Here is a 23,887-nt window from a genome sequence, read left to right as displayed (position 1 = left end):
ATTTCAGCGCCAGAACCGGGCAGAACCTAAAGAGCGCAGATCGTCGTGCAATTCGGCGACCTTGGCTGCCGAGTCTGCCAGCCTCATGTCCTGCAACAGACTGCTGGTGTCCGCAAAAGCGGCCTGGACCCGAGGTATGTCTTCACCGCGTAGTTTGGGCAGGACTTTGGCGTAGATGGCTTGATCCAATGCTGCATTGAAGTCGATTACACCGCTACGTTCGGCCTCCTCAACGTAACCAATGACATCATGGATGGTCCGCCAGCCGAAATGCAGGCGTGCCGGGCGCAATGCCTTGACCAAGCCCTTGAGGGTATCGCGCACTTTGGCAATTTTCGCCTCAGCCAAAACGCTGGCTTCCCACCCGGGGAACGCCTCAACATCGATATCCCAGAACTCGATCACTGCAGCCCGATCAAGCACCTTGTCGCTCAGACCATGTGTCGTTTCATCCATATTCACGGTGCCAATGATCACAAGGTTACTCGGGTACGTGATGGTTGCCGGCACACCGCTGATGTCAGTGTCTTGGGCATGGAGCTCAATGGGACCACCTGTCTCCATGGCCGAAAGCAGGGGTGCTAAGTATTGCTCCGGGTGAGACAGATTCATTTCGTCCAGCACAACCGTATATGGGCGACCGGAGTTGGCACTGGCCCGAAGCAGAAAGTCGACGAATGCCGTACGTACATAGCTCTCGCTATTTAATGGGTTGACGTAACCCAGCAGGCAAGATGGATCGTGCCAACCCGGCTGGACCGGGACAGTAAGCAGGCCCTCAGAACGGTGGGTTTGGCCATCTTGCAACGCAAGAGCATATCCCCGAGCCAATACCGTCTTACCGGCACCGCTGAGCCCGGTGAGTACAGCAAAATGGCGGCGCGGATGGCTCCAGAGACCGGCATCAAGGCGTGCAACCAAACTGATCGGAAAGGCGATGCTTTTAGGGAAACTATGTTGGATGGCTTCCAGCGAGGGACGCTCGAACAGCACGGACTCTTCATTAGATGGCACTACGCTGCCGGTAGAAGCCCCTATCTCTGGAGCAAGCGGTTGTGGCTCCCAGTGGATCTGCGCTGCCCAGGTATCGCCAAGCTCAGTCAGATACAGCATTTTGTCAGCTCTGGTTTCGACCAATTGCAAAGCACGCAGCCAGAAGGTCAGACTGGTCAAGGCTCGGTCGCTGGTCCATCTGGGGTTCACCTTTCTCAACACATCATTCAAGGCAGTGACAGACATTGGGCGGTTACGCAATGCATGGAGCATGTGATCAATCCCGAGCACCCGGGTCAGCAGCCAATCCGATACCTCATCCGGCTCGCCTGTCTCCAGCAGCCCTTCGCCTCGTGGTGTTAGATGGATATCGTCGCCTTGGGCTCTTAGTACACCCCATTCTGCAATCAGTGAGTTAAGTTGCGTTCGGATGCTCGAAGGCGCGTGACTTGGGTTGATCGAGCTCATGTGCTCAATCAGATCCTCTCGTTTGCATCCCTCTTTGGCGAACTCAATGATGGCCCTGATAGTGGCGACACCACCACCAATGGCGAGCATCCCGCGGCGGCGGCGCTCCGCGGGTAAAGGGTTGAGGCGCTCCTGGCCCGTTCTGAGATCAGCGATCGCGGTAGCTTCAGCTTCGTGCTCCTGTACGAATCTCAAGTACAAGAGCCAAGGCAGAGTCATGCGTTCCAGCATTGGTGTTGATAGTGTCTTATCCCGTTTGCCCAAAACATCGTCTAGGCGCTCAAGCACACCTCGGTGGAGAGAAATTTCCTGCTCCGCGCCGCTTACCCCTATTAATGACGCCAAGTTGCGCAATTTCGGATAGTGAGCGAGCGTAGTCAGCTCCGTCGGGCATAGCGCTGCGAATAAACGATACTTTTTGAGCCGTGGATTTCGGCGCACGAGGGGCGGAGCGACTAGCTGGTTCAGCTCCCGCCAGCCTTCCATGAGCACTTGCTCATGGATGAGAGCGTCAGCAGCTTTAAGCGATACCCGAATATTCCAAAGGCATTTGGCAACGCTAGGATCGGTCACCACCTCGGAAACGTTGACAGTACCCATGCCGGTTTTAGTGATGTCCTCACTCTCCCATAGTCGCTCCTGAAACTCAGGGCTACAAAACTCATCCTGATCTGCGTCTTGAACTCTTTGCAGGAATTCCGACAACTTTTTCAGCCAGTTCTGATACCAAGCCAGCTCGCGATGCTGGGCCAGTACTGCTTCACAGGCTGCCCTAAGATTTGCGTCATCCTTCAGATCTACCGCCACAGCCCATGCCCCTTGTTGTTTTGTTTGGGCGACCTCGCCCATACGTTTTTGATAAAAACTTTCATTGCATAAGTTCAAACTTACCGAGCGGTCATCGAACGGCGTGGCCGTACCGCCAGCTAAATGCCACCATCAATGGATTATAAAATATGATGGTAAAGCCCCACTTGAAGCCAGCAACGGGCTAAAATCTTCTCAATTCACCCACTCAGGTGCGTTGGAGTTTTGCCAATTCGTCTAGCAGTTGCAGCGCCAGCCCACTGGTACGCTGCACATTGCGACTCACCGCTCCTTCGAACACGCCTGGTCTGGTTTCCACCAGGCTGAACCATTGTTTGGCTCGGGTGATGGCGGTGTACAACAGCTCTTTGGTTAACACAGGGTTCAACGCATCGGGCAACACCAAGCCAGTATGGTTGAACTCCGACCCTTGGGACTTGTGCACCGTCATGGCGAAGACCGTCTCGACTTCCACCAGACGACTCGGCATCACGAAACGTACGCCGCCGCTACCGTCATTTCGCGGGAAAGCCACGCGCAGGTTCAGCTCTGCGGAAGGGCCTGGCACCCACAGGGCGATGCCGATGTCGCCATTCATCAAGTTCAGACTGTAGTCATTTCGGGTGACCAGTACCGGCCGCCCTTCGTACCAGCCCTGATTCGCCGACAACAGTTCACAGCGGCTCAATTCAGCGACTACTCGCTGATTCAGCCCCTCAACTCCCCACGGCCCGCGGCGTAGCGCACAGAGCAAGCGGAATTCATCGAATGCCGTCAATACTTTGCCAGCCCAACCGGCCCAGAGGGCACTGTCCCAGGGAGTGTCTTTCGGAGGACGCTGGTCTCGTAGCTGCTCAAGGTAATGGCGATAACCTGGAGCATCGCCTTTGCCGTTGATAATCAACTCGGTGAGTGCGGCATCATGCTCGCCTCGCAACTTGAGGTTGAACAGCTGACGCAATTGCTGATCAAGCAGGCTTCGTGCTTCGTCGGCATTTTTCCCATTGACCAGTTTGGCCAGACGCCCAATGCCCTGCTGGGCGTCGAAGCGTCGGGAGTAGCGCAGCATGACGGTTTGCTGGGCCAGCGGATCGCCAGCACCGACTGCCGTTTGCAACCCCGGAGCGCTGACCGACTCGCCACTGTGGGCCTCCAGCCAGGCCACTGTTTGCTCGCTATAGCCGCCGGCTTCAGCGTTGCGACAAAGGTCGCCCAACACGGAGCCCGCATCCACCGATGCCAGCTGATCCTTGTCACCCAACAGGATCAAGCGCGCCTGCCGAGGCAAGGCATCGAGCAGGCAAGCCATCATTTCCAGGTCAATCATCGACGCTTCGTCGACCACCAATACATCCAGCTCCAGTGGCTTATCCCGGTGGTGAATGAAGTTGCGCGAATCCGGTCGACTACCCAACAGACGGTGTAATGTGGAAACATCCGTCGGGATCGCCTCCTGCACCGGGGCGCTGATCGGCAGCTCACGGACGGCCTTGCCAATGGATTCGGACAAGCGTGCTGCTGCCTTGCCGGTAGGGGCGGCGAGACGAATTCGCAGCGGCTTCCCTTCCTCCACGGCCGGTGTTTGCAACAGCCCCAGCAAACGCACGACCGAGGTGGTCTTGCCGGTGCCGGGGCCGCCGGTGATGACGCTGAAGTTACCTCGTGCCGCCAGCACACAGGCGATTTTTTGCCAGTCGCTACGGCGTTCACCGTTAACTTCGAAGGTGTCAGGGAACAAGGCATCAAGCCGACTGGAAAGTTTTTCCGGTGTTACCGCGCCCACGCTCAACCGGGCGCTCAGCGCCTGGGCAATGCTGCGTTCATAGTTCCAGTAACGACGCAGGTACAGACGCTGTCCGGTCAACACCAGCGGCCGCTCCGGAAATCGCTGCGGCTCGTCCCGATCTTCCACCATCGTGCTCAAGCATAACGCCCGGCGCCATTGTGCGCCATCCAGGCCCAGCAACCATTGCGACGGTAATTGGCCGCCCTCCTCCCCTTCAGGAGGTAACGACAACACGAAGTCAGGCGCTTGCAGGGTAGCGACCAGATCCAGGCAGGAATGGCCGCGACCCAGTTGATGACTGGTCATCGCGGCGGCCAGCAACACACTGGCCTGGGCCTGGGGATCCTGTTCAAGTATGAAGGTGGCGAATGAGCGATCCAGTGCGCGCAACCAGCCTCGGCTCACCCAATTGTCGAGTTGATGCAGCAACTCGCTGCTGTCGGCATCGCCAACGAACAACGCCGGGTGATCAATGTTGCGCTGGCTGTTGCTCAGCTGCTTAAGGGTCTGGATCAAGCGCTGACCTCCGCGTGTTGGGCCATGAAGAGTTGGTCCAGTTGTTCAATCAACTGCCGTGGCGGTCGTTCAAAATGCACACCATGGGTGGGCGCCTGGTGTCCACGGACGAACAGGTACACCGCCCCGCCCATGTGCTGGTCGTAGTCGTAAGCCGGAAGACGCAGCTTGAGCTGACGATGCAACGCCAGCAGGTACAGGCACAGCTGCAGGTCGTAACGCTTGTCCAGCATCGTCGCAACCATCGCCTCGGCGTCGTAGGCCAGGTCGTTGCTGCCCAGCCAATTGGATTTGTAGTCCGCCACGTAGTAGCGACCTTGATGTTCAAACGTCAGGTCGATGAAGCCTTTGAACATGCCGTTCAACTCGTTGGCAGCCAGTACTGGCCGCGGTGCACCACCCAACGTGTATTGACGCACCAGTGCATCGAGGCGCTGAACGTTCACCGACCGGCTGGAAAACCAGAACTCCATCTCCACCTGATAGGTGCTCAGCGTCGAGAGTTTGCATTGGGTACCGTTGAACCGCAGCGGAGCATTCAGATAGCTGCCCAGCCAGGCGGACAGTGGCTCGATCCAGGTTTCCCAGTCGCGCAGGTTGCAGCGTCGGGCAACGGTGTTATGGAGGGTTATTGGATCTCCAGCGGTCTTGGCAAAACCCTCGCGACCGGCCCATTCGAACAGTCCGTGGAGAAAGGTGCCAGGTCCTGCGCCCCGAGGGAAACCGTGAATCCCGGGGGCCCCTACCGGCAAGGCTTCAGCTTCGTCCTTTTCCTGCAAGTTGGCTTCCAACGCGGTCGCCGGCTCCAGGCTGATACCCGGCTCCGCCCCCTTCAGGACATATCCGTCGGCAATGGCCAAGGCAGAGTAACTGGCAATCCACCAATTTACCGCGAGCTTGTGCAAGGGCCGCAAGGCTGGGCCCACCGGTGGTGAAGTGGGTGCCGTGTGGACATTTTCCGATGGTTCTGGCGCTGCGCGCACCTCAATGTCCAGGCAGCCACTGGCCAGTGCCTCGACCACGCCGGGCAGACTCTCTGGGGCTATCGGCTTCTCACCCGACAGCATGTAACCGAGGCCTGCCTTATGCAGATCTGTCGATTTCCCTCCGGTCTTAAATCCCTTGGGCGCTACGCAGATCCAGGTGGCGTAACGGGCTCGGGTCAAGGCAACGTAAAGCAGGCGCATTTCTTCGCCTATGCGCTCATCGTTGGCACACCCTTGTGCCGCCTCGGCCTGTTTACCTTTGGCCAGCTCGATGACCAGATCCATGTTGTCGTGAAACATCGGCGGTATTGTGCTTTTGCCATCAACCTCCCTTGCGCTACAGGCGAACGGCAGCAGCACCAAGGGGTATTCCAGGCCTTTGGATTTGTGCACGGTGATGACCTTGATCAGGTCCGAATCGCTTTCCAGGCGCAGAATTTCTTCTTCGCTCTGGCCATCCACCTGCTCGGCCAGATGACGGATCAGCGCATGCTCGCCATCGAGTTCGGCGGCGCTGCGCTGCAACCACTCGGCCAGGTGCAACAGGTTGGTCAGGCGACGCTCCCCCTGGTCTTCCAGAAGCAAACGGGCCGGGACCTTGAACGTGGCAAGCAGTTTTCGCAGCATCGGCAGCACGCCCTGTTGCTGCCACAACATGCGAAAATCCTTGAACAGCAGAACCTGTTGTTCCCAGAACAGCTCATCCTGATTCAATTGCTCCAGGGTTTGCCATGTCAGCCCGACGCTGCGGGTCGCCATTGCCGCTCGCAACAGCCGATCGCTGGTGGGTTGAGCGCACGCACGCAAGATATACAAAAGGTCCTTGGCCTCTTCGCTTTCAAAGACCGAGTCTCTGTCGGAGAGATAGACGCTGGCCAGTTGCCGATGGGCCAGGGCTTTACGGATGGCTTCGGCCTCATTGCGATTGCGCACCAGAATGGCGATATCGGCGGGCCTCAGAGCAACGAATTCACCGTTGCCCTTCAGTAAACCGGAACGCTGGGTTGCAACGGGATCAAGCCAGGCCTGAATCGCCGACGCCGAAGCTTCAGCGGCTTTACGCAAGTAGGCGGCATTATTGATCACACCCTCGGTTTTCAGCTGCCAGAACGTGAGGGCCTTTTGATTCGTACCGATGAGCTGCAGCACATCGTCGCGGCCATTGGCATGGACGCCGATGAACGGTACCGGGTTGTCCTGATCTTGCGTGGCAAACCGAAACGCACCCCGAGGCTGAGCTTCGGCGTAACGGAAGCAATGGTTTGCCGCCTCGACCATCGCCTTGGTGGAACGATAGTTGATTCCCAGTGTGTAGTGACGGCCAGCCGTGGCTTGTCGCGCCTGAAGGTAGGTGTAAATATCCGCACCGCGAAAGGAATAGATCGCCTGTTTCGGGTCGCCAATCATGAACAGGCCGCAGTCACCCAGGTTGTCGGGAATGCGGTAAATGGTTTCGAAAATCCGGTACTGAACCGGGTCAGTGTCTTGGAATTCATCGATCAGGGCGACCGGATACTGCTTGCGAATGGTCTCGGCCAGACGCGGGCCCGACGGGCCTTGCAAGGCCCCGTCAAGGCGATTGAGCAGGTCGTCGAAACCGATTTGCGCCCTGCGCACTTTCTCGGCATTGAACGAATATTGCACCTCACGCAGTGCATGCAGCAGCAGTTGCGCGCGCACCTCGGTTTTTGACTCCAGATGATCGACCCACGTATCGATGGCCTGAAAAGCGGGGTGCACGCTGACAACGCCGCCTTTGTTCACACTGAACCGGGTTTGCCCACACTTGCGAACATGAGCACAGGCTTCGTCCCCAAGGCTCCATTTCGCGATTTCACCAAGTATCTGCTCGAAAGTTTCGGGAGTCTTAGTTGGGTAGGATTTACCGCTCAACTTCGTTCGTACATCACGCAGCAGCGTATTTATCCCGGCGACATCTCGCGACCACTCAGCTCTGGCACGGTCCTCAAGCGCAACACATCGCTGCTCCCAATCGATAGTGGACTGCAGAAGCGCATCCAATTGTGCCGGAGCGCTGATCGATGCCCCTGCCTGCCGGAACTCCGCGTCTGCCCGCGATAGCAGAGGACTGAGCGCTTTCTGTAGATCAGTCGGGGTTTTGAAGCAATCGGCCACCACCTTGGAGAGCGCCGATGACAAGGCATAGAAATGCCGACGCCAATAATCCCTGACCACCTCCGCCAGCAGTTCGCTCTGGTCGGTTTCCAGTGTTTGAGTAAACAGGCTGCCACTGTCGAAGGCGTGCTCACGCAACATCCGATAGCACCAGCCATGAATGGTCGAGACCGCCGCTTCGTCCATCCACTCACCTGCCAGTTGCAACCGGCGCGCGCAATCGGGCCATTCCTGCGGCGGGTAATCGGCACGCAGTTGCTCCAGCAAATTGTCGTGTTGGTGATCAGGCTCCAGGAAGCACAGCGCCGCTTCGGTCAAGCGCGCACGAATACGGTCGCGCAGTTCCTGGGTAGCGGCATCAGTAAAGGTTACGACCAGAATCTGCGGAGGTGTCAGCTGATCCTTGAAGGCGGCCTCGCCTCCATGACCCAGGACAAGGCGCACGTACATCAAGGCGATCGTAAAGGTTTTGCCGGTACCGGCACTCGCCTCAATCAGTCGGCTGCCATGCAAAGGAAAGTCGAGGGGGTTCAGCGTCAGCGGATTCATTGGTCGCTCCCTGCGCGGCTCGAAGAAAGATGATTGAACAGGCCGCCATATAGGAGCTTGGCCCATGAGGTGAAATGACCGGAGGCGCACAGTTGGTCGAAATCCGCGTACGCACGGCGCAAGGCAAAGGAGCTGTCTGCCTCGCCAGAGCGCATATACCCGCCCTCGAACGTCTCGCGGGCCTTTTCGGACGCCGAGTTGTCGTCTTCCCCGCCCTCCTTCGCTTCTTCGAGCCAGGCGAATGCGCTTTTACAGGCGATCGGCAGCGGTTCACGCATGCCTGCCACCCAGGCCTCGAGCAGCGGCTTCAACTGCGTCTGCGCCTCTTGTGGGGCCATTGGCCGGAACACCACGTCCCCATTCAAACTGACCAGAATTGAGATGCAGCCCGGCTCACTCAGCTGCAGCGCCAGATGGCGCACCCAGGGACGAACCAGGTTGTGCCAGCGCCAACTGTCGTCGTTGCACAGTTTCTTGCTGTCCAGCTGCAAGTAGGCACGCTCACCTTGGGCATTGCGGCGAATACCGCCCAGCCAGTCACTCAATCCCGGGGCCGATTCATTAGCGGCTATTGTTGCAGCGGTTTGGCCCTCCTCGACCTCCGGCCACGCCTGCAACTGCACGTGGTAACGCTCGAGCATATCCGGCAGCGGCTCGGCCAAGGCCGATGCGCTCAACGTGCCGAAGCCACCCAACGGCAACTTGCCTTCGCGCTGCAAACGCTGAAGCTGCAGATCAAGCTCAGCCCCGGCGCCTTCAGGCTGATAATCCTCTTCAACCCAACGCTTGAGCGCCTGGCTGAGCCGTTCCTGGTGCTGCCAGTTCTCAAGGTCATCGAGCTGAAAGGTTTCGTCGTCGCGGCTGGTCAACTCGTTATTGTCGAAGTTGACCTTGAGCCGTTGCTGGAAGAACGCCCCGACGGGGTCGCGCACAAACCCGGCCAGTTGGCGCAGGGTTAAAGGCGTGTCTTGGGCGAGTGCTGGCAACAGGTTTTCCGAAGGCTGTGGATCTGGCGAATCATGCACCTCACGCCATTCGTGAGAGTAAGTGTATAGCCCGTCCGGCCCCGGCTTGTCGGCAAAATAGGCGGCGCTGAAAGGCTGTAGCGGGTGTTCCTGGGTCAAGGCATGCAGCAATTTGCCAGGCTGCGCCAAGCGCCAGCCGCTGGACAGGTGATCACGCAGTTGCCCGATCAGTACCGAAGGTACGCGCTCGCTGTTGTCGCGGATGTTGCGGCCAACCCAACTGACATACAGCTGTTCCTGGGCCGACAACAAGGCCTCCAGTAACAAGTAGCGATCATCTTCGCGGCGCGAGCGATCGCCGGGACGGTAATCGTGGCGCATAAGGTCGAAATCGACGGGCGACTGTTGGCGCGGATAATCGCCATCGTTCATGCCCAGCAGGCACACCACTTTGAAAGGAATCGCACGCATCGGCATCAACGTGCAGAAGTTCACCGCACCGGCGAGAAAACGTTGCGACAAGCCGCTAGCCTCGATGCCGGATAGCCAGGTTTCATGCATCACGCTCAGCGGCAAAGGCTCGTTGAATTGCGCGGACTCACAGGTGCGCAGCCAGTCATCGAGCACTTGGAGCAACTGGTTGACCAGTAATTCTTCGCCATCCCCCACCGGACGGAAGAACACCTTCAACAGCGATTGCAGGCGCTCCACCCAGATCACCGGTTTCGCTGGCTGCTGCAGGTCTTCGCGGGCGACTTCCAAGTGATCGAGCAGGGTCAACAAAGGCCCTGCCAATGCCGCCTCCAGCCCGGACACTTCATCGTAAGGCTCGATGCCATTCAGCTCGGGCCCTCGGCCGGCTGCGTAGCCCAGCAGCATGCGGCGCATCCCGAAACGCCAGGTGTTTTGCTCAAGGCCTGCGGGCATGTCCAAGCTCTCGCGCTGTTGCGCATTGAGTCCCCAGCGCACACCGGCACCATCGATCCAGCGCTGTAGGATCGGCACATCCGCTTCCTTGATGCCGAAGCGCGCCCGCAGCGCCGGCACGTCCAGCAGGTCGAGAATATCGCTGACGGCGAAGCGGCTATGGGGCAGTTTGAGCAAGTGTTCGAGGGCGATCAGCAATGGCTGGCGGCCACGCTGCCCCTGGTCGGCCAGGGTAAAGGGCAGATAACGAGGGTCATGACGCGGCATCTGACCGAACACGGCCTCAATATGCGGTGCATATGCATTGATATCCGGCACCATCACAATCACATCACGCGGGCTTAGCTCAGGATTGGCACTGAAGCGAGCAAGCAACTGATCGTGCAGCACTTCCACTTCACGTTGCGCACTGTGGACCACGTGAAAGCGTACCGAACGATCCTGTGCAACCTCGACAGGGCCCCATACTTCGCGGGTTTCAGCCAAAGGACGCAATTCAAGAATGTCGCTTTGCAATTGACCTAGCAGGCTTGAAGGTGGCTCGTCATTGAACAGGTCGATACGTCCGCCGTTCAGGCCCTCGAACAGGTGTCGATAACTAGTCGGTTCGTCATAGTGGTCGAGCAAATTGATGTAGTCGCGACCTTGCTTACCCCAAGCGGCAAGCAATGGCTGGCCATGTTGGCTCGCCGCCATAGAACTAGTTCTGCTTGGCTGACGGCGATAGACATGGCCCAGCAAGTCCTTGTCAGCAACGATGTCGCCCCAGTGATGGCGACAAGGGTTGTGCACACACAGCAGCACCTGGCTGTAGCGCGAGAGTATGGCCAAGGCTTCGAGAGCCTGCGCCGGCATGGACGAAATGCCAAATACCACTACACGCCGAGGTAAACCATTCGGGGCCTCTCCTGCGTTACGCAGACGTGCGACAAAACGCTTGTGAACGCCGGCACGGCTCTGTTCAAGAGCGCCTTCGCCAACATCCGCCAAAACTTCACGCCACAGCTCCGCTTGCCACAGGTTGTCGGGATCCAGCGGCTTCACACCGCCGTTGACATGCTTTAGCTGGTCACGCCCGGCCGCCCAGTCCTCCAGCCAATCGGCGCGGTAGACCTGATACTGATCAAACAGGTCCGCCAGCCGCTCGGAAAGCTGATGGAGCTTGCGCTGATCGCCATCCTCCTGAAGAAATCGCCGCAAGCTGCTGAAATTGGTTTTGCTTAGCACTTGAGGTAGCAAGCGCATGACTCGCCAACTCAGTGCCGCCTTGTCCAGCGGCGAGGACTCTGGCGTGGTCTCGGTCCCCAATACAGACCTGTAGGCCTGCCAAAGGAAACGCGCCGGAAGTTGGACATCGAGTGCTGCTGCGATACCGCAGCCACCATTAACTGGATCGTCGGCCAACGCCAGCTTCAGCCACTGAGCAATGCCGTTGCTTTGTACCAGTACGACTTCATTTTCCAGCGGGGCTAACGGGTAGCGCTGCATCCAAGTCACAGCTAGCTCACGCAGATCGTCCAAACGATTTCCGTGAACGATCATGAAGCCCGGCTTCAACGACTCAGCATCCTGCATAACGCTTCCCTCAGTGATGTACGCCTAGCCCGCGGTACAGAGCTGCAAAAAACTCGTTACTCTAATCCGACATGGTTACGACTTGAAACCTGATCGACTGACAGTCGGGAACCCGCCCCTAGAAACAGCCAGTTTTACCCGACCTATAGCTATGGCTTTAAGTTGTGCTGGATTCGGGCTAGCAAACATCGGCATAGCCACATATGCGAACGCTGTCGAGGTGACACTCAGGGCAGCGTGCCCGATCCGGGGTCCGCAGCGCCTTGTCGGCAGGTCGTTCGCCGAGTCCCTCAGGATGCAGATATTCTTTGCTCAGAAGATAGCCTTCGACGCTCAATCCAATCGTGACAGTCCTGTGCGGCGTTTTCCCAATCATCATCCGGCGTTCGTAACCGCAGCTTTCGCACTCGAAATACCTAAGCGCCCTTGTTGTCGGGCTATCGCGCTCCGACAACGCAGCCCGGATTTCGTAAGTTCCTTCAGTATTCATAGCTATGCCCCATCACCAGAGAAACACTGGCTTGCCGCTCCCCTTGAATCCTGGAAGCACACAGGACGCGCGCCCAACCAGTTGCTCCTGCAAATATGGGGTTCGGATCTACCTATCCCAAAGCAGCTCGCCAAGGTTCGCAGCCAGGCCGCACTCCACAATCTTATGTGTATGAAATGGTAAGCGAGAGCACAGCATGCTGCCGTTATCAGATCACTTTTTGGCCGCAGTATTTTCTTGATTTCTCACGATTGACACTTCATTCGTAAGAGCAAACATTCTTGCGCTCGATGACGACATCATGGGTCGCGCACGATTCGACCCATGCAACAGATGAGCTCGTAACGTTTCTTGCAGAGTCTGCCGCAACGAGCTCCTTACTGTTGAAGGCTCCGGGAAACTTCAACCACAGCAATAGCCAGCTTTCGTTGTCGCACTGTCGCCCGAGACGCTGGTGCGTCAGATGACGATACGCCATTGGTCCGGAGCCTCCTCGCTTGCCGTGCGAGCAAGTCTGATATGCACCGGCATGTGTCACCCTCTGGGTGCGGCATTAAATTTTCGCTCCGATTACCTACTTGAACCTGCAGCACTGGCGTTAGCAAGAGACAGAGTTTATTGGACTGCCGGTCGGCTTCTTCTTTTTGGGAATACACCTTTCCCATATGCGTCAACGCTTCGCTGTGCGATATATGGTTCAATCGAATGCATGAAGCGAACCTGGAGGCGAGCAGTTTTTTCGTGTCCAGTTGGCCGAAGACAACGCATCGCTCTTAAAGTAACCATCCAGGCTGAAGGTTTCAGCCGAAGGCAGGTATGGAAGCAACTCAACATCCTGAAAACGATGCAACGGCGTCTTTGCTCCAGAATTATACAGCTCCTACTGCAGGGCAAATGAGGCGAACCATTTTATCTGTCTTTCTCCGGAAGCCATCAATAGCATCACCAGACCAGACATAAGCCTTCAGCCATATTGTCAATTCATCATATTGAAACCTCAAACAGCTTTGATCATCTAACCAAGCTGTGGATCTGTTTACTTTCTTGTCACGACTGTAGACTGTCGCAACCAAGCCGACTCTGTAGTCCGCTCCGTCATTTTGCAGTTGGCGCACAGAGTCGAAGTCTGGCTTAGAGAATTGGTAAAGTTTTTTTCGCTCCAACTCAAGTTCGGTTTTGATCTTGTCATCCTCTAGGCTATATGGATGGCTGTGAAAATCACCCATATAAGAAACTTCCGGAAAAAAGCTATCTATAAAACGTTCCTTCAGCTGGTAGGCCTCGTCGTCAAACGTAACCGAATCCTTTGACCTTTTAACGGCGGTTGACGTGTCCGACCAAACCAGACGATATACAGTAGCTAGTCCCAGCGCGTCTTTCGTAGCGTACCCCCATAAATGCCCGAAGGTCTCCACGTGAGAACAGGATCCACCATCAGTAACGTGGGCCAATTTATAAGCCTCAAGCGCGGATGTCACCACGTTAAAAAAAACGTGGTCAGAAACAGAAACCAAACAATCTTTCATGCTCGCATCCCAAACATCACTCATTAAAAAGCAGGGCACGCATCAAACTGGGATCTCTATCAAGGTCGCCAAAATCATGTGCCATGCATAAAAGGCTCTTCGCGAGCCCTACGTACTCTTCCCATAGAGCACAAAGATTATCGACAAGCACGCCAAGTTGAAGACTATCTTGTTCGGTCATCTCCTCATGCACAGACCAAACCATGTCTAGAAAATCGGATGAGGACAAGCTGTTCTCTAAACCAACATATACCTCGGCCATTTCATCGTATGCACACCGGCAGTCCTGCCTTAGCTCTGCCAGATAGCTAGCGAAGTCTTCTTCATCGAAATCCGGAAAATTCCCCTTTAGCTCAACGGGGATATCCTTGAGTTTCTTGATTGATCTACCCCTGTAATCCTGCTTAATAAGCAGATCAAAGTAATCCGACTGATCGAATTCTCCGTAATCAGAGATCCATCCCGCCTGCACATTCAACCCATAAGCCTCTTCCACTGCCTCCTCATAAGCCGCCATGTCGTTACTCAACGGCGTATTTTTAAAGATGCGCAGGAGTTCCTCATGCTTCGCCTCAAAAGACTTAATTCTATTTTGATAACTTTTTGATATTTCCTTAATTCGACCAAAGCTCAAAGCCACCCCTCCCTTCACTTGCATTTCACTTAGGCGTGCCGCTCCAAGCGTTACGGGTTAATCATGTATGACGTATCGTACTGACTGGCTGCTGCGTTCAGTTTTTGCGCAATTGCGTCACGGAGTGACTCGGGACTCTGCACCAAAATGTCGTCGCCCATCGACAAGATCCACCAACGTAGTTGCCAAGTATCACGGACTCCGACCCGGAGCTGGAATCCGTCTGCGGTGGGATTGAGGGTCATGTCTGGTCCCAGGGGTGTTTCTCGGATCAGTCGCGCTAGTCCCTCTGTGACGTGTGCCACCAACTGAATGCTTTCCAGTCGGCCGAAGGACAACGCATCGCTCTTCAAGTAATCATCCAGACTGAACGCATCAGCGCCGGAAGCAGGTACGGCAAGCAACTCAACGTCCTGAAAACGATGCACGGCGTATTGCCTTATGTCCCGATAGGGCTCGGCGGTTCCGATCAGATACGACACTGGACCACGCTGAACAACTGCCAAAGGGTTGAGGATCAATTCTCGAAGCTTGTCGTTGTGCGCAGAGTAGTAGCTACAGCGTACCTGCCTTTCGGTAAGCAGTGCTTCATGAAGGCGCTCAATTACGACCTCAGGTATCTGTGGCGAGATTAGATTCATGTTCGGATGTACGCTCGCCACTTTCTCCGGCCAGCGCGCTGCCTGTGTTTCGCTCGCAAGTCGTTCCAGCTTGCGCCTGGCATGCCCAAAGCGAGACTCCAGCGCTTTGAGCATGCTCGACGGGAGAAGCTTACGGATACTCTCCTCTACCAAGACCAGGCTTACCGCTTCGCTTAAACTAATGCCGGGCAGATCCACACTGGCGCCCGGTGCCCAGTGCCATCCATAAGGACTGCCCTTGTCGTTGCATTGAAGAGGGAACTGGCGGGATAAATCGTTAAGGTCCCGTTCTACGGTGCGCTTGCTGGCTTTGAAACCAGCCGAATCAAGCCTGGCAACGAGCTCAGCGCAGGTGATGCCTGGCGCTTTTGAGGGGAGAAGCCGCAGCAGCTCCCATTGCCGGTTCAATGCACTGCGTGTCGAGGCGGAAGGCAAAGCGGGCGACCTTTTGGAAATTATCTCGGTGGCGAAGCATGATGTTTTATCTGAATGATGGCAACTTGACACCATAAAGAACCTTGCTTCTCAATGCACAAAGCCTATCGGCCGGCTGGGGCTGCTCTTTAGTCGGCACTCGGCCAACAGTGCCTTAGCAAGCTCGTGTGCTCGGGTAAAAGGCTTGAACCGTGATCGCCGCGCTACCAATGCGAAATCCCCGGCAGTGAGACTATTAGCTGCCAGGAGCATTCGTAACGCCGAACCATCCGGGTCCTTGAGCTTTTGCAGATCCAGGTGTGACGCGAACAACGTTTCGATTTGCCGCGGTTTTAAATAGCCGAAATGGACTTTGAGATCGAAGCGACGCATCGATGCCTCGTCTAGATCGTGCATGAGATTGGTAGAAGCGATAAACAGGCCACGGTAGCTCTCCATCTGCGTCAGCATCTCGTTAACCGCAGTGATCTCCCAGCTCTGCCGCGCCTTCTTGCGGTCTTGGAGGAAGCTGTCTACCTCATCGAACAGCAAGACGGCTTGTTCGGCATCGGCACTAGCAAACGCTTGGGCAAGGTTCTTTTCCGTCTCCCCTACATAGGGAGTCACCAGATCAGATACGCGCTGAACCATCAGGGGCCGATCGAGCTGTCGAGCCAGCCACAAGCCGAAAGCGGACTTACCGGTGCCAGGCGGGCCATAAAAACACAGTCGGGCTGCGGCATTGCTGTCCAAGCCTTTGATTAGCTCGTCCAGATCGATATCGGTGTTTATCAGACTTGTCGAGTAGTGCTGAGGGAGCGGGCTGGACTCGATACTATCGAGCCTGCGAAAACCTTGAGCCTTGAGCGTGGCGTTTGCGAGTAACCGAACGGTCTCTTCCAACGCCCTGCCACTGCGTGGATGCAGGGTCTGGCCAATGCGCAGCGCCCGGGCAACGACCGCTGGCGTCATGTCCTGGTGCGCAGCGAGGTTCTCAACCATTGCGCTGCCCAGTTGACCTGCGCTGACTTTTCTAATGATGCGCTCACGCTGGGCTCGGGGCGGGTTTGGCAGTTCGATGACCAAATCGAAGCGGCGAATGTATGCAAGATCCAGAGCATCAATACTGTTGCTGAGCCAGAAGCAAGGCACGGGGTTTTCCTCCAGCGCTCGGTTGATCCAGCCCTTCTGACTCTTATTGTATTTGGCAAACGGGATAGGCTGAGCCTCGAAGATATCTTCGATTTCGTCCAGCACAACCATCGCGCGCTGGCTCCGCAGTACGCACATGGCAGAGCGCAGCGCACTTAGGCGTTGCCGGGGCATGATAGGGTCACCATCGCTATCGCTGCATGCGACCTCATACAAAGTGGCACCCATCGCTTCAGCTAGCAGCCGGCTCAGCTGCGTCTTGCCAGTACCCGGTGGGCCGTAAAGCAAAATGTTTACTCCGCTGCGGCGGGACAGCAGAGCCTTGGTGAGGTACCGCGTGGCGATGGCCAGCGAAGCGCCGACATGTGGGAAGTCGTTTTCTTGGAGCTCGGCTGGCGGAGCAGGTCGAAAGGCATGTTTAAACAGTTCAGTGGCAGTGCCCGTGCTAAAGCGCAATGCACCCACAAATTCGGGACTGCTAATGGCAAGCCGATGCGACAGAGTGGCGTGAATAGCATTCTCAACGCTGATTTCGACCAAGCCCGAACGCATCAGGCGGCCATCCTTGGATATATAAGGCTGCAGGCGCTTCTGCGGAACGTCGAGAAGCACAGACAGGCTTTTGAGCATGCGGTTGAAGCCGAGCGCGCCGACTAAGTCTGCGGCATCGCTTAAGATGGGGTCGCTATGCAGCATCACGCAAAAGCCAAGTAGACGCTGATCGATATCATCGAGCCCGATCAGGCTTGCGAGAGCTTTTAGGTTCCGTACCAGGCGATCGGGATAACTCACCACCGGATAGGCTTGATCGAATGCCTTTCGCTCCTTTCGAAGTCGGCGCAGCGCCATGCCGGCATCAAAGTCATCTTCGTCAATAAGATCCTGAAGACCTAGCTCTGCCGCCACGCTATCTTCGTTGAAACCATGCCGTTGGATAAAGTTTCGGTGCCCACCAAGATCTAACAGCATCATGTAGGCCCACTTAATAGATAGCTCGCACGTATCATCGCTATGCGGGCCATGAGACGAGATGCGTGATTCTGGACGGCGTTTCAGCATGATGCATTCCAATTCCCTTTTGAGAATTGCAGCATGCGCCAAAGGTGCGTCATCTTGTGTCGTACGACTGTCTAAAGGCCAGCCCACCATTGCCGCGCGTAGGTTGACCCGCCTCCCGACCCGCCGCGCACCAGCGCACAACTCAACACCTGGCCGAATGGTTGTGCTCTACACACGGCGGTAGCCCAGAAGCCTGCTGATCAGCGGCGGTGCGTCAGCATTGACGATCGGCCTGCTCGACCCCGAACCCATCGAACCACGACACAAGTTGACGCGACTCTAGGGCAGCATTCAGCCGGTACCTGGAATATAGGAGGTCTAAGGTGGACAGAATTATAAAAGAACTTCTGGAGTCGCTGCTTCAGGAGTCCAGCGGTACTAAGCGCACCGGCAAGCGCATCCTCAACTTAGCCGGCTTTCTGAGTTCAGGCGAGGTACCCGAACACATTCGTCAGCAGCTTAATAGTCTGTCACGGCTACTTGTGCAGCAAGACGCGTTCGACGCCGTTCTAGAGCCAATTTCCCTGCTCGCCCGAACCGGGCTTAGTCGTCCTTTGGACGCGGAAGCTATCACGTCCCTGAGCGGCAGTCTTGAGTCCATCCGCAAGGAAATCACTTCCATTGATGACGTTAACTACGCCGAACTAACGGCGTGGCTAGTCGGCCTGGCTCAAGCAAGAAAGATAATTCGGGCGAAGCAGGTAGGCTAAGGCGGTTAAGTGGATCATCACGTACATACTTTCAAAACCCACAGTGCAGCTGATCGATACGATTCGGAAGCTTATGCCCCTCGTTTAATAGCAGAACTCCGTCGTGACTGAATTGACCGCCCAACTGTTTTCCCATCCTGTCACGCTTTCATCCGCGCTTCTCGCCCGAGGCTTTCTAGTTGATTTGATCGGCAACGATATTTTCCTGACAGACAATGCGTGCTTTCACGGCAGCGAGCCCGGGTTTAGGCGGACCTACCCCTCCGATGCTGTATTTCTTGCGATCACGTTAAGCCGGATTGGTCTGGATGGATTGAGCAGGACCGACGATCCCGTACGCCCTTTCAAACTCATCCACGGAGACCAGATCCTTACGGACAGTCAGGTGTCGACGCTATTCGACCATGAACACGTTCAGCGCCAGGCATCCTATCTCTCCGAAATGGAGGCACCCTACTATTTCAGGCGCAGGCTGCATGGAATTAAGGTGCCAACATCCGTACTCGACCCGCACGTAGCGCTTCTGGTCAAGGCGCTGTCGGCTACGGGCTGTTTTAGCTTTTCATCTTGTGACGGGCATGAACCTGACGGCCCATGCGGCACCATGCCGTTAGAGGTCTCGCTTGTAGGTGAGATGAGTACTGCATGGGCAAAACACATGCTGGCCCAGGCGGCGGGCGCCGGCATTCAGTTTTCAGAGCTTCGTCTGAACTACGGCAGTTGGTGCTTGGAAGAGCACCTTCCAGCGGCAGGCCTTGAAACGCGCGAGCTTGTGTTGGTTCGTAGGCAGGCGATTGAGCTGGGACAGTTTCTCTACACCAACCGGCTACGACTGCGCCAGGAGAGGATCCGTTGGATGGAAACTTTTCGGCCACGCGGCAATGAAAACAGCGCGCCGATGAACACGGGGCGGGAAGCCATCCAATTCCGGGTGCGGTTATCCGATGCGTCTGGCCTTGCGGTGGAGTTCACGGTCCGAGGTTACCGCGAGCTAGACGAGCGCTGCAGATCAGCCTTTTCGTGCTGGCAGACGCTAAATCCATACGAGAAGCGAAAGCCGTGGTGGTTCGCACAAAAGGAACTGGATGAACTGGATGCGAAAAGCATGCTGGCACATGAGGAATTGAGAGTCTGCGAGCTCGGGCTGCGCGAAGCCGCAGGCCCTATTTCGCCGGGCAATATCTCAGATTTCCTGCAGAAGACCCAAGCAGTTCGCCAACACGACAAGCGTCTCAGCTACCTGCGTCAACTGCGTTCGGCGCCGGTGCTGCAGATAGAAATCGCCGCTCCAGGACAAGAAGAATGGCGAACCCCCTGGGGAGATTCGAAGCCGGTACGTATCAGGATCATCAGAACTGACAGCAGTGACCATCCTGAGCAATGGCGCTTCGTTTTCCGTCGCACCGCCTTGAAAGGCCGCACTTCTTCTACCGATAGCTGGTTGTTACTCTGGATGGGCTTTCGCGAGGCGTTCAGGGACGTGATCTAATCGTATCGAGGCGGAGGTACCCATGGCCTGTGGCTGGTCTTGTCCTGAGTTCGAATGTGTCAGGGAACGGAGGGCCAGTGCGACCGCCCACGAACGGAAATGGAACCGGTGGCAGAAACGGGCTGCGCCGATCGGATGTAAATAGGGGGATGCAGTCCGAATGATTCAGGACAACTGCCGCCCCTTAGCCATAAGCGACGAGCCGAGCCTCCAGCTATTAGCTTCCACCTCAACGAAGCGGTGACCCCACCGTCCTCTAATAGCGGGATATCGAAGCCGGCGCTATCGTTCTGCATGTCAGCTACCAGTTCGTGCACTGGGAGATCAAGGCGAACTATTAAGCGCTTCAGGGCCGATAGGCGGCCACGCACACGCCGTCACGCATTTCTAGCGTCAACGTGACCTTTTCCTCCCGCTCCAGCAGTAGGGCTTGAGCTTGCTCAATCTGCCCTCGCGCCTGCTGGCGGTCGGCAGGCAATACCTGCTCTAACCATTTCTGTAGGGCGATGCGGTTGACTTGTAAGGCCGTACGGGAGTCTCGCAGTGAAGTGAGCGTATTGATACGCAGGGCTACTGCTGCTTCGAAGCGCTCCAGAGGACCACCTAGAGACAGGAAGGCATCGGCCTCATCGTGCAACTGCCGCTCGCGGCTCACTTGCAGCACGCTTTCGCCTTCGATTTGGCGAATGGCGCTTAGCGCCAGCCAATGGGCGCTCACGCACAGCTTCCACTGTTGGAAGGTACTGGATGCTGCCTCCTGCGCTTTAAGGATTTTCTCCGTGAGCGGCTTTGTGGTATCTAGAAATCCTGGGGCTTCAAACTCCTGCACCTGTTGGGTTAACGCCTCCAGCTCAGCGACGAGATGATCCGCGATGCTACCCATCTCATGCACAACCTGGTTCAGCAGCGGGAGAATTCGGGTGAGGTCTTCCCCCTTGCGCAGCGCTTCGATAACCGAAACTAGGGATTTTAGCGTTCCGGTTATTTTAGATTTGCGTTCCTGATCGAGGAAACGGGCGATACCCTCGACACCCTTTTTTATTTCATCCAGCTTCTGACTGATATCTGCCAAATGCTGTTGAGCAACAATCACTGAGGCAATTTGGAACATTGCAGCTGCATTCACCAGATTCTGCAAACGCTCCGGCTCGAATAACCGAGCATGCTCCTTAAACGCCCCGTTACTGCTGCGAACGAACGCACGATAACCATCGTTATCTGCAGCGCGTGCAAGCGTGCCATCGACGACCACGTGCATTAAGTTCGAGCTCGCAGCCTCTGCGGTGATAGCAGCGCTGAGAATAGGTTGTATCAACGGCGAGAGCCGGTCGATCCCGGTTTCGGCGACATGGACGGCGGTGGCATTAGCTGGCACTTCACGCAGGGCCGAGACCTGAAGTAACGGCTTGTCTGCCCTGGCGCCGATCAGCACCAGCGATTGTTCAATCAAATGATATTCAGGCATTGCAATCGATTCCGTCATTATTCAGCTGACAAGCGCGCAAGGTGTTTCAGGCGTATGTAAGCAATGTGCGCAACACAGGGGACTGTAACCCGGTAGGCCTCGCTGGCCGCACTTTGAATACCCGCAGCAGTCGCCAGAGGCCCGAGTGCTAGGCCGGCAAAGCGCGAGGCAACGGCAGTAGCTCCCCACGAGAGCGCTCCTTCAAACATCAACGGGGTGATACAGCTCCCTACGGCCGAAGCCAGCCGGGCGGCGCTTCCTGCGTCGAGGCGAAAGCTTGCCAACAGCGTCTCCAGGTTTAGTTGCGCAAAGCCGCTAGCATTCCCGTACTGGCGCGCAAATGCTGCACGCTCTTGCTCGCTCATCTTCGACCACTGCTTGCGCACCAGCTTGTCCAGCACCTGGAGTTCAAGGGCAGCGACCTCGTTACCGTGTGCTTCGCCCCCAACATATCTCAGTACGTCGCTTACGATCTCTGCATAAGGCACGCCATTGCGGCGCACCAGGTTAACCACGCTGTTGCCGCCGAAGTGCTGCAGTTCGCGAATCAGCAATACAAGCTCACCGCGCGAGTACTGGTTCGCATTGCGCGCCGCCACCAGCGTATTACGTACCTCTGAGGCCATCGCCAGGCGGCCCTTACCGTTATCCGTCATGAAACTGACTAAATCGTGGATGTCGGCAGGTTCTGCGCTCTGTAAAAGGACCAATAACGGCTGGTCATCGCGGATCAGATCTTCATCACTTACCATAGTAGTCTCGCTCGATATTCGGGTGGTCGGCTCGGCCAGCTGGGAACGGTGGCTGGGTTTGAGCCGGCAAGCCCTAGATCGGCATCGAAGGGGCATTCTTGAGCGTTAGAGGAACGGTCAAGAACTTGCTGGTTGGGCCTGTTCAAAGGACTTGAGCAAGGCATTCAGCCTACGAAGCTGCACCACCGCATCTTCTGCCGCTTTGACAGGCGACAGGCTACTACCCCGGCAGATCGTAATGTTCCCGTCGGCTTGGCGGGTCTGGCGAATGTTGTTTCGGCTACGTTCCGAATTTGCGATATCCAAAAGTCGGGCCCGGTGCTCTGCCTTGACGCAACTCAGCGATAAGTAGGTGGTAATACGGAAATGCTCAAAGCTCGTGGCCTTAACCGCACCGTTGTGATTCGCAGCAAAGACATCGGCCAGATGCTGCGCTGGGGAGAGAAACGCAAGCCATGGCGCAGCCTGATGGCTGACGGAAACCCAGCCGACCTGATAGACGTAAACAAGCTGCTCGATCACGACTACGAGGAACAGCGCGACCGCCTGCTTTCCCCAGACGAAATCCGCGAGCTACGCGATATTTTCGAGAGCCTGGAGCGCGACTACGACGCCCTGCCCGCTGGCCAGAAGTACTCCAGCATTCGCCCGGTCAACCCACGTGTTCAGTGTGCCATGTGGATCTGTCTAAGCACCCTCTGCCGCATCGGCGAGCTGCTCAAGGCAGAATGGCGTCATGTAGATCTGGGGAAAGGCACCTGGTTCATCCCGGCCGAAGCCACTAAAGGGCATAAAGGCAAACGCCAGGATCATCATATATTCCTCTCGGAGTTCTCCGTGGGGCAGTTCAGGCGCCTGCAAAAAGAGACCGGCCATACGCCGTTCTGTTTCCCCAGTAAGGACGAGATAAATCACGTCGATACCAAGACGGTCAGCAAGCTAATTGGCGATAGACAGTGCCGGTTTAAGAATCGCAGCAAGCCTTTGGCGGGCAGGCATCATGATGACTCACTGGTCCTGAGCAAGGGCAGTAAAGGTGAATGGACGCCACACGACCTGCGACGCACAAGCGCGACCATGATGCAGGAGCTTGGTGTCACACTAGAAATCATCGATCGCTGCCAGAACCACCTGCTGGGCGGCTCCAAGGTGCGCCGGCATTACCTACACCATGATTACGCCAAGGAGAAAACCGAGGCATGGCGGCTGCTGGGAGAGAAACTTGAGTCAATTCTTTCCCGCAATGCAGGAGCCCCTATTGAGGCTCAGTAGCCAGCTTCTTTTTGGTGACGAAATGCCAGGACATACGCGGTATCGTCTGGACGCTCATACCGGTAGAGCGCAACGTACCCTGACTCACCAAACTCAATGATGAGCTCCCGCAACTCCGGCAGATCTGGAAATGGGCGTCCTACTTCAGGGCTTTCCTCCAATCGAGCAAATTGTCGCTCAATTGCCTGCGCAGCACGCCGTGGGACCAGTGGATCTTTATTGGCAAGATATCGCCGGCAACGCTCCAAGCCCTGCGCTGCGCCTTCGGTGACAATCACTCGTGGCACTTGGGAAGCTCTGTCTCAGCATCTGTACCCCAGCTACTGAGCCAAGTGCGAGCCTCTTGGCTGGTCAAATGCCGGCCGGATTCCTGGTACGCCGCCCACGACGCTAAGGCTTCCTGCTTAAAGCTCTCACGCGCTTCTTCCCGCTCGACGTACTGCGCGATCGCCTCGCGCATGATCCAGTGAGATGAGCGCTGGCGCTGGCTAGCCAGCTGCTGAATGCGGCTTTTCAGCTCATCATCGATCTTGATGGAAGTAGCCATGGTCAGCCCTCCGTTATCTAAAGGTATT

The 23,887-nt window shown here is 56.5% G+C and carries 14 protein-coding genes and 1 pseudogene; 3 read left to right on the top strand and 12 right to left on the bottom strand.

What is annotated here, in order from left to right:
- Positions 1-3: 3 nt before the first annotated feature.
- The 8 genes from RT21_RS19165 to RT21_RS19130 form a co-directional block, all read right to left on the bottom strand.
- A complete protein-coding gene (locus RT21_RS19165) occupies positions 4-2,346 on the bottom strand; it encodes an McrB family protein (RefSeq protein ID WP_177327108.1) in 2,343 nt (780 codons plus the stop codon).
- Between the two features lie 130 nt (positions 2,347-2,476).
- Positions 2,477-4,570 (bottom strand): exodeoxyribonuclease V subunit alpha, encoded by a 2,094-nt coding sequence (recD, locus tag RT21_RS19160; protein WP_046163988.1) that lies wholly within the window; start codon positions 4,568-4,570, stop codon positions 2,477-2,479.
- Positions 4,567-8,241 carry an exodeoxyribonuclease V subunit beta gene (gene recB / locus RT21_RS19155; protein ID WP_046163987.1) on the bottom strand — a complete coding sequence of 1,225 codons (3,675 nt, stop codon included), beginning with the start codon at positions 8,239-8,241 and terminating at the stop codon, positions 4,567-4,569. The genes recD and recB overlap by 4 nt, the downstream gene beginning before the upstream one ends.
- Entirely contained in the window at positions 8,238-11,708 is a 3,471-nt protein-coding gene (gene recC / locus RT21_RS19150) for an exodeoxyribonuclease V subunit gamma (RefSeq protein WP_046163986.1), read from the bottom strand. The genes recB and recC overlap by 4 nt, the downstream gene beginning before the upstream one ends.
- 1,359 nt (positions 11,709-13,067) lie before the next feature.
- The gene (locus RT21_RS19145) at positions 13,068-13,724 is read right to left on the bottom strand and encodes a hypothetical protein (RefSeq protein WP_156155734.1); all 657 of its coding nucleotides are present in this window, start codon (positions 13,722-13,724) and stop codon (positions 13,068-13,070) included.
- A 16-nt stretch (positions 13,725-13,740) separates the two neighbouring features.
- Positions 13,741-14,382, bottom strand: coding sequence for a hypothetical protein (locus RT21_RS19140; RefSeq protein ID WP_046163984.1), 642 nt, complete (start codon positions 14,380-14,382; stop codon positions 13,741-13,743).
- Between the two features lie 26 nt (positions 14,383-14,408).
- Positions 14,409-15,506 (bottom strand): helix-turn-helix transcriptional regulator, encoded by a 1,098-nt coding sequence (locus RT21_RS19135; protein WP_256203902.1) that lies wholly within the window; start codon positions 15,504-15,506, stop codon positions 14,409-14,411.
- A gap of 18 nt (positions 15,507-15,524) precedes the next feature.
- Entirely contained in the window at positions 15,525-17,624 is a 2,100-nt protein-coding gene (locus tag RT21_RS19130; RefSeq protein WP_046163982.1) for an AAA family ATPase, read from the bottom strand.
- Positions 17,625-17,947: 323 nt separating this feature from the next.
- On the opposite strand from RT21_RS19130, the gene RT21_RS19125 reads away from it, so the two are divergent.
- On the top strand, positions 17,948-18,334 hold the full coding sequence (locus RT21_RS19125) for a hypothetical protein (protein WP_046163981.1): 387 nt from the start codon (positions 17,948-17,950) through the stop codon (positions 18,332-18,334).
- 103 nt (positions 18,335-18,437) lie between these two features.
- Positions 18,438-19,823, top strand: coding sequence for a hypothetical protein (locus RT21_RS19120; protein ID WP_046163980.1), 1,386 nt, complete (start codon positions 18,438-18,440; stop codon positions 19,821-19,823).
- 346 nt (positions 19,824-20,169) lie between these two features.
- Here the strand turns inward: RT21_RS19120 and RT21_RS19115 are convergent, their stop codons facing one another.
- Both RT21_RS19115 and RT21_RS19110 read right to left on the bottom strand, forming a co-directional pair.
- Positions 20,170-21,288: a hypothetical protein gene (locus RT21_RS19115; RefSeq protein WP_046163979.1), complete on the bottom strand. Its 1,119-nt coding sequence runs from the start codon at positions 21,286-21,288 to the stop codon at positions 20,170-20,172.
- A gap of 17 nt (positions 21,289-21,305) precedes the next feature.
- Positions 21,306-22,040, bottom strand: coding sequence for a YaaW family protein (locus RT21_RS19110; protein ID WP_046163978.1), 735 nt, complete (start codon positions 22,038-22,040; stop codon positions 21,306-21,308).
- A 369-nt stretch (positions 22,041-22,409) separates the two neighbouring features.
- Here RT21_RS19110 and RT21_RS19105 point away from each other — a divergent pair.
- A pseudogene (locus RT21_RS19105) lies at positions 22,410-23,312 on the top strand (site-specific integrase); the annotation flags it as partial.
- Here RT21_RS19105 and RT21_RS23375 read toward each other — a convergent pair.
- Positions 23,306-23,599 carry a type II toxin-antitoxin system RelE/ParE family toxin gene (locus RT21_RS23375; RefSeq protein WP_082082192.1) on the bottom strand — a complete coding sequence of 98 codons (294 nt, stop codon included), beginning with the start codon at positions 23,597-23,599 and terminating at the stop codon, positions 23,306-23,308. The pseudogene RT21_RS19105 and the gene RT21_RS23375 sit on opposite strands and share 7 nt — an antisense overlap.
- Positions 23,587-23,859, bottom strand: coding sequence for a CopG family ribbon-helix-helix protein (locus tag RT21_RS19100; protein ID WP_046163977.1), 273 nt, complete (start codon positions 23,857-23,859; stop codon positions 23,587-23,589). Before RT21_RS19100 ends, RT21_RS23375 begins: the two co-directional genes overlap by 13 nt.
- Between the last annotated feature and the right edge of the window lie 28 nt (positions 23,860-23,887).

This window comes from Pseudomonas sp. 10B238 (genome assembly GCF_000970615.1).
GTDB lineage: Bacteria > Pseudomonadota > Gammaproteobacteria > Pseudomonadales > Pseudomonadaceae > Stutzerimonas.
Note: the sequence above shows the minus strand (reverse complement) of the source record. Positions and strands in the feature narration are given on the sequence as shown.

Excerpts from the sequence above, each read along its gene's own strand:
- recC (WP_046163986.1), bottom strand. The coding sequence starts at position 11,708 with ATGCAGGATGCTGAGTCGTTGAAGCCGGGCTTCATGATCGTTCACGGA.
- RT21_RS19145 (WP_156155734.1), bottom strand. The coding sequence starts at position 13,724 with ATGAAAGATTGTTTGGTTTCTGTTTCTGACCACGTTTTTTTTAACGTG.
- RT21_RS19110 (WP_046163978.1), bottom strand. The coding sequence starts at position 22,040 with ATGGTAAGTGATGAAGATCTGATCCGCGATGACCAGCCGTTATTGGTC.
- RT21_RS19115 (WP_046163979.1), bottom strand. The coding sequence starts at position 21,288 with ATGCCTGAATATCATTTGATTGAACAATCGCTGGTGCTGATCGGCGCC.
- RT21_RS19100 (WP_046163977.1), bottom strand. The coding sequence starts at position 23,859 with ATGGCTACTTCCATCAAGATCGATGATGAGCTGAAAAGCCGCATTCAG.
- RT21_RS19140 (WP_046163984.1), bottom strand. The coding sequence starts at position 14,382 with ATGCAAGTGAAGGGAGGGGTGGCTTTGAGCTTTGGTCGAATTAAGGAA.
- RT21_RS19130 (WP_046163982.1), bottom strand. The coding sequence starts at position 17,624 with ATGCTGAAACGCCGTCCAGAATCACGCATCTCGTCTCATGGCCCGCAT.
- recB (WP_046163987.1), bottom strand. The coding sequence starts at position 8,241 with ATGAATCCGCTGACGCTGAACCCCCTCGACTTTCCTTTGCATGGCAGC.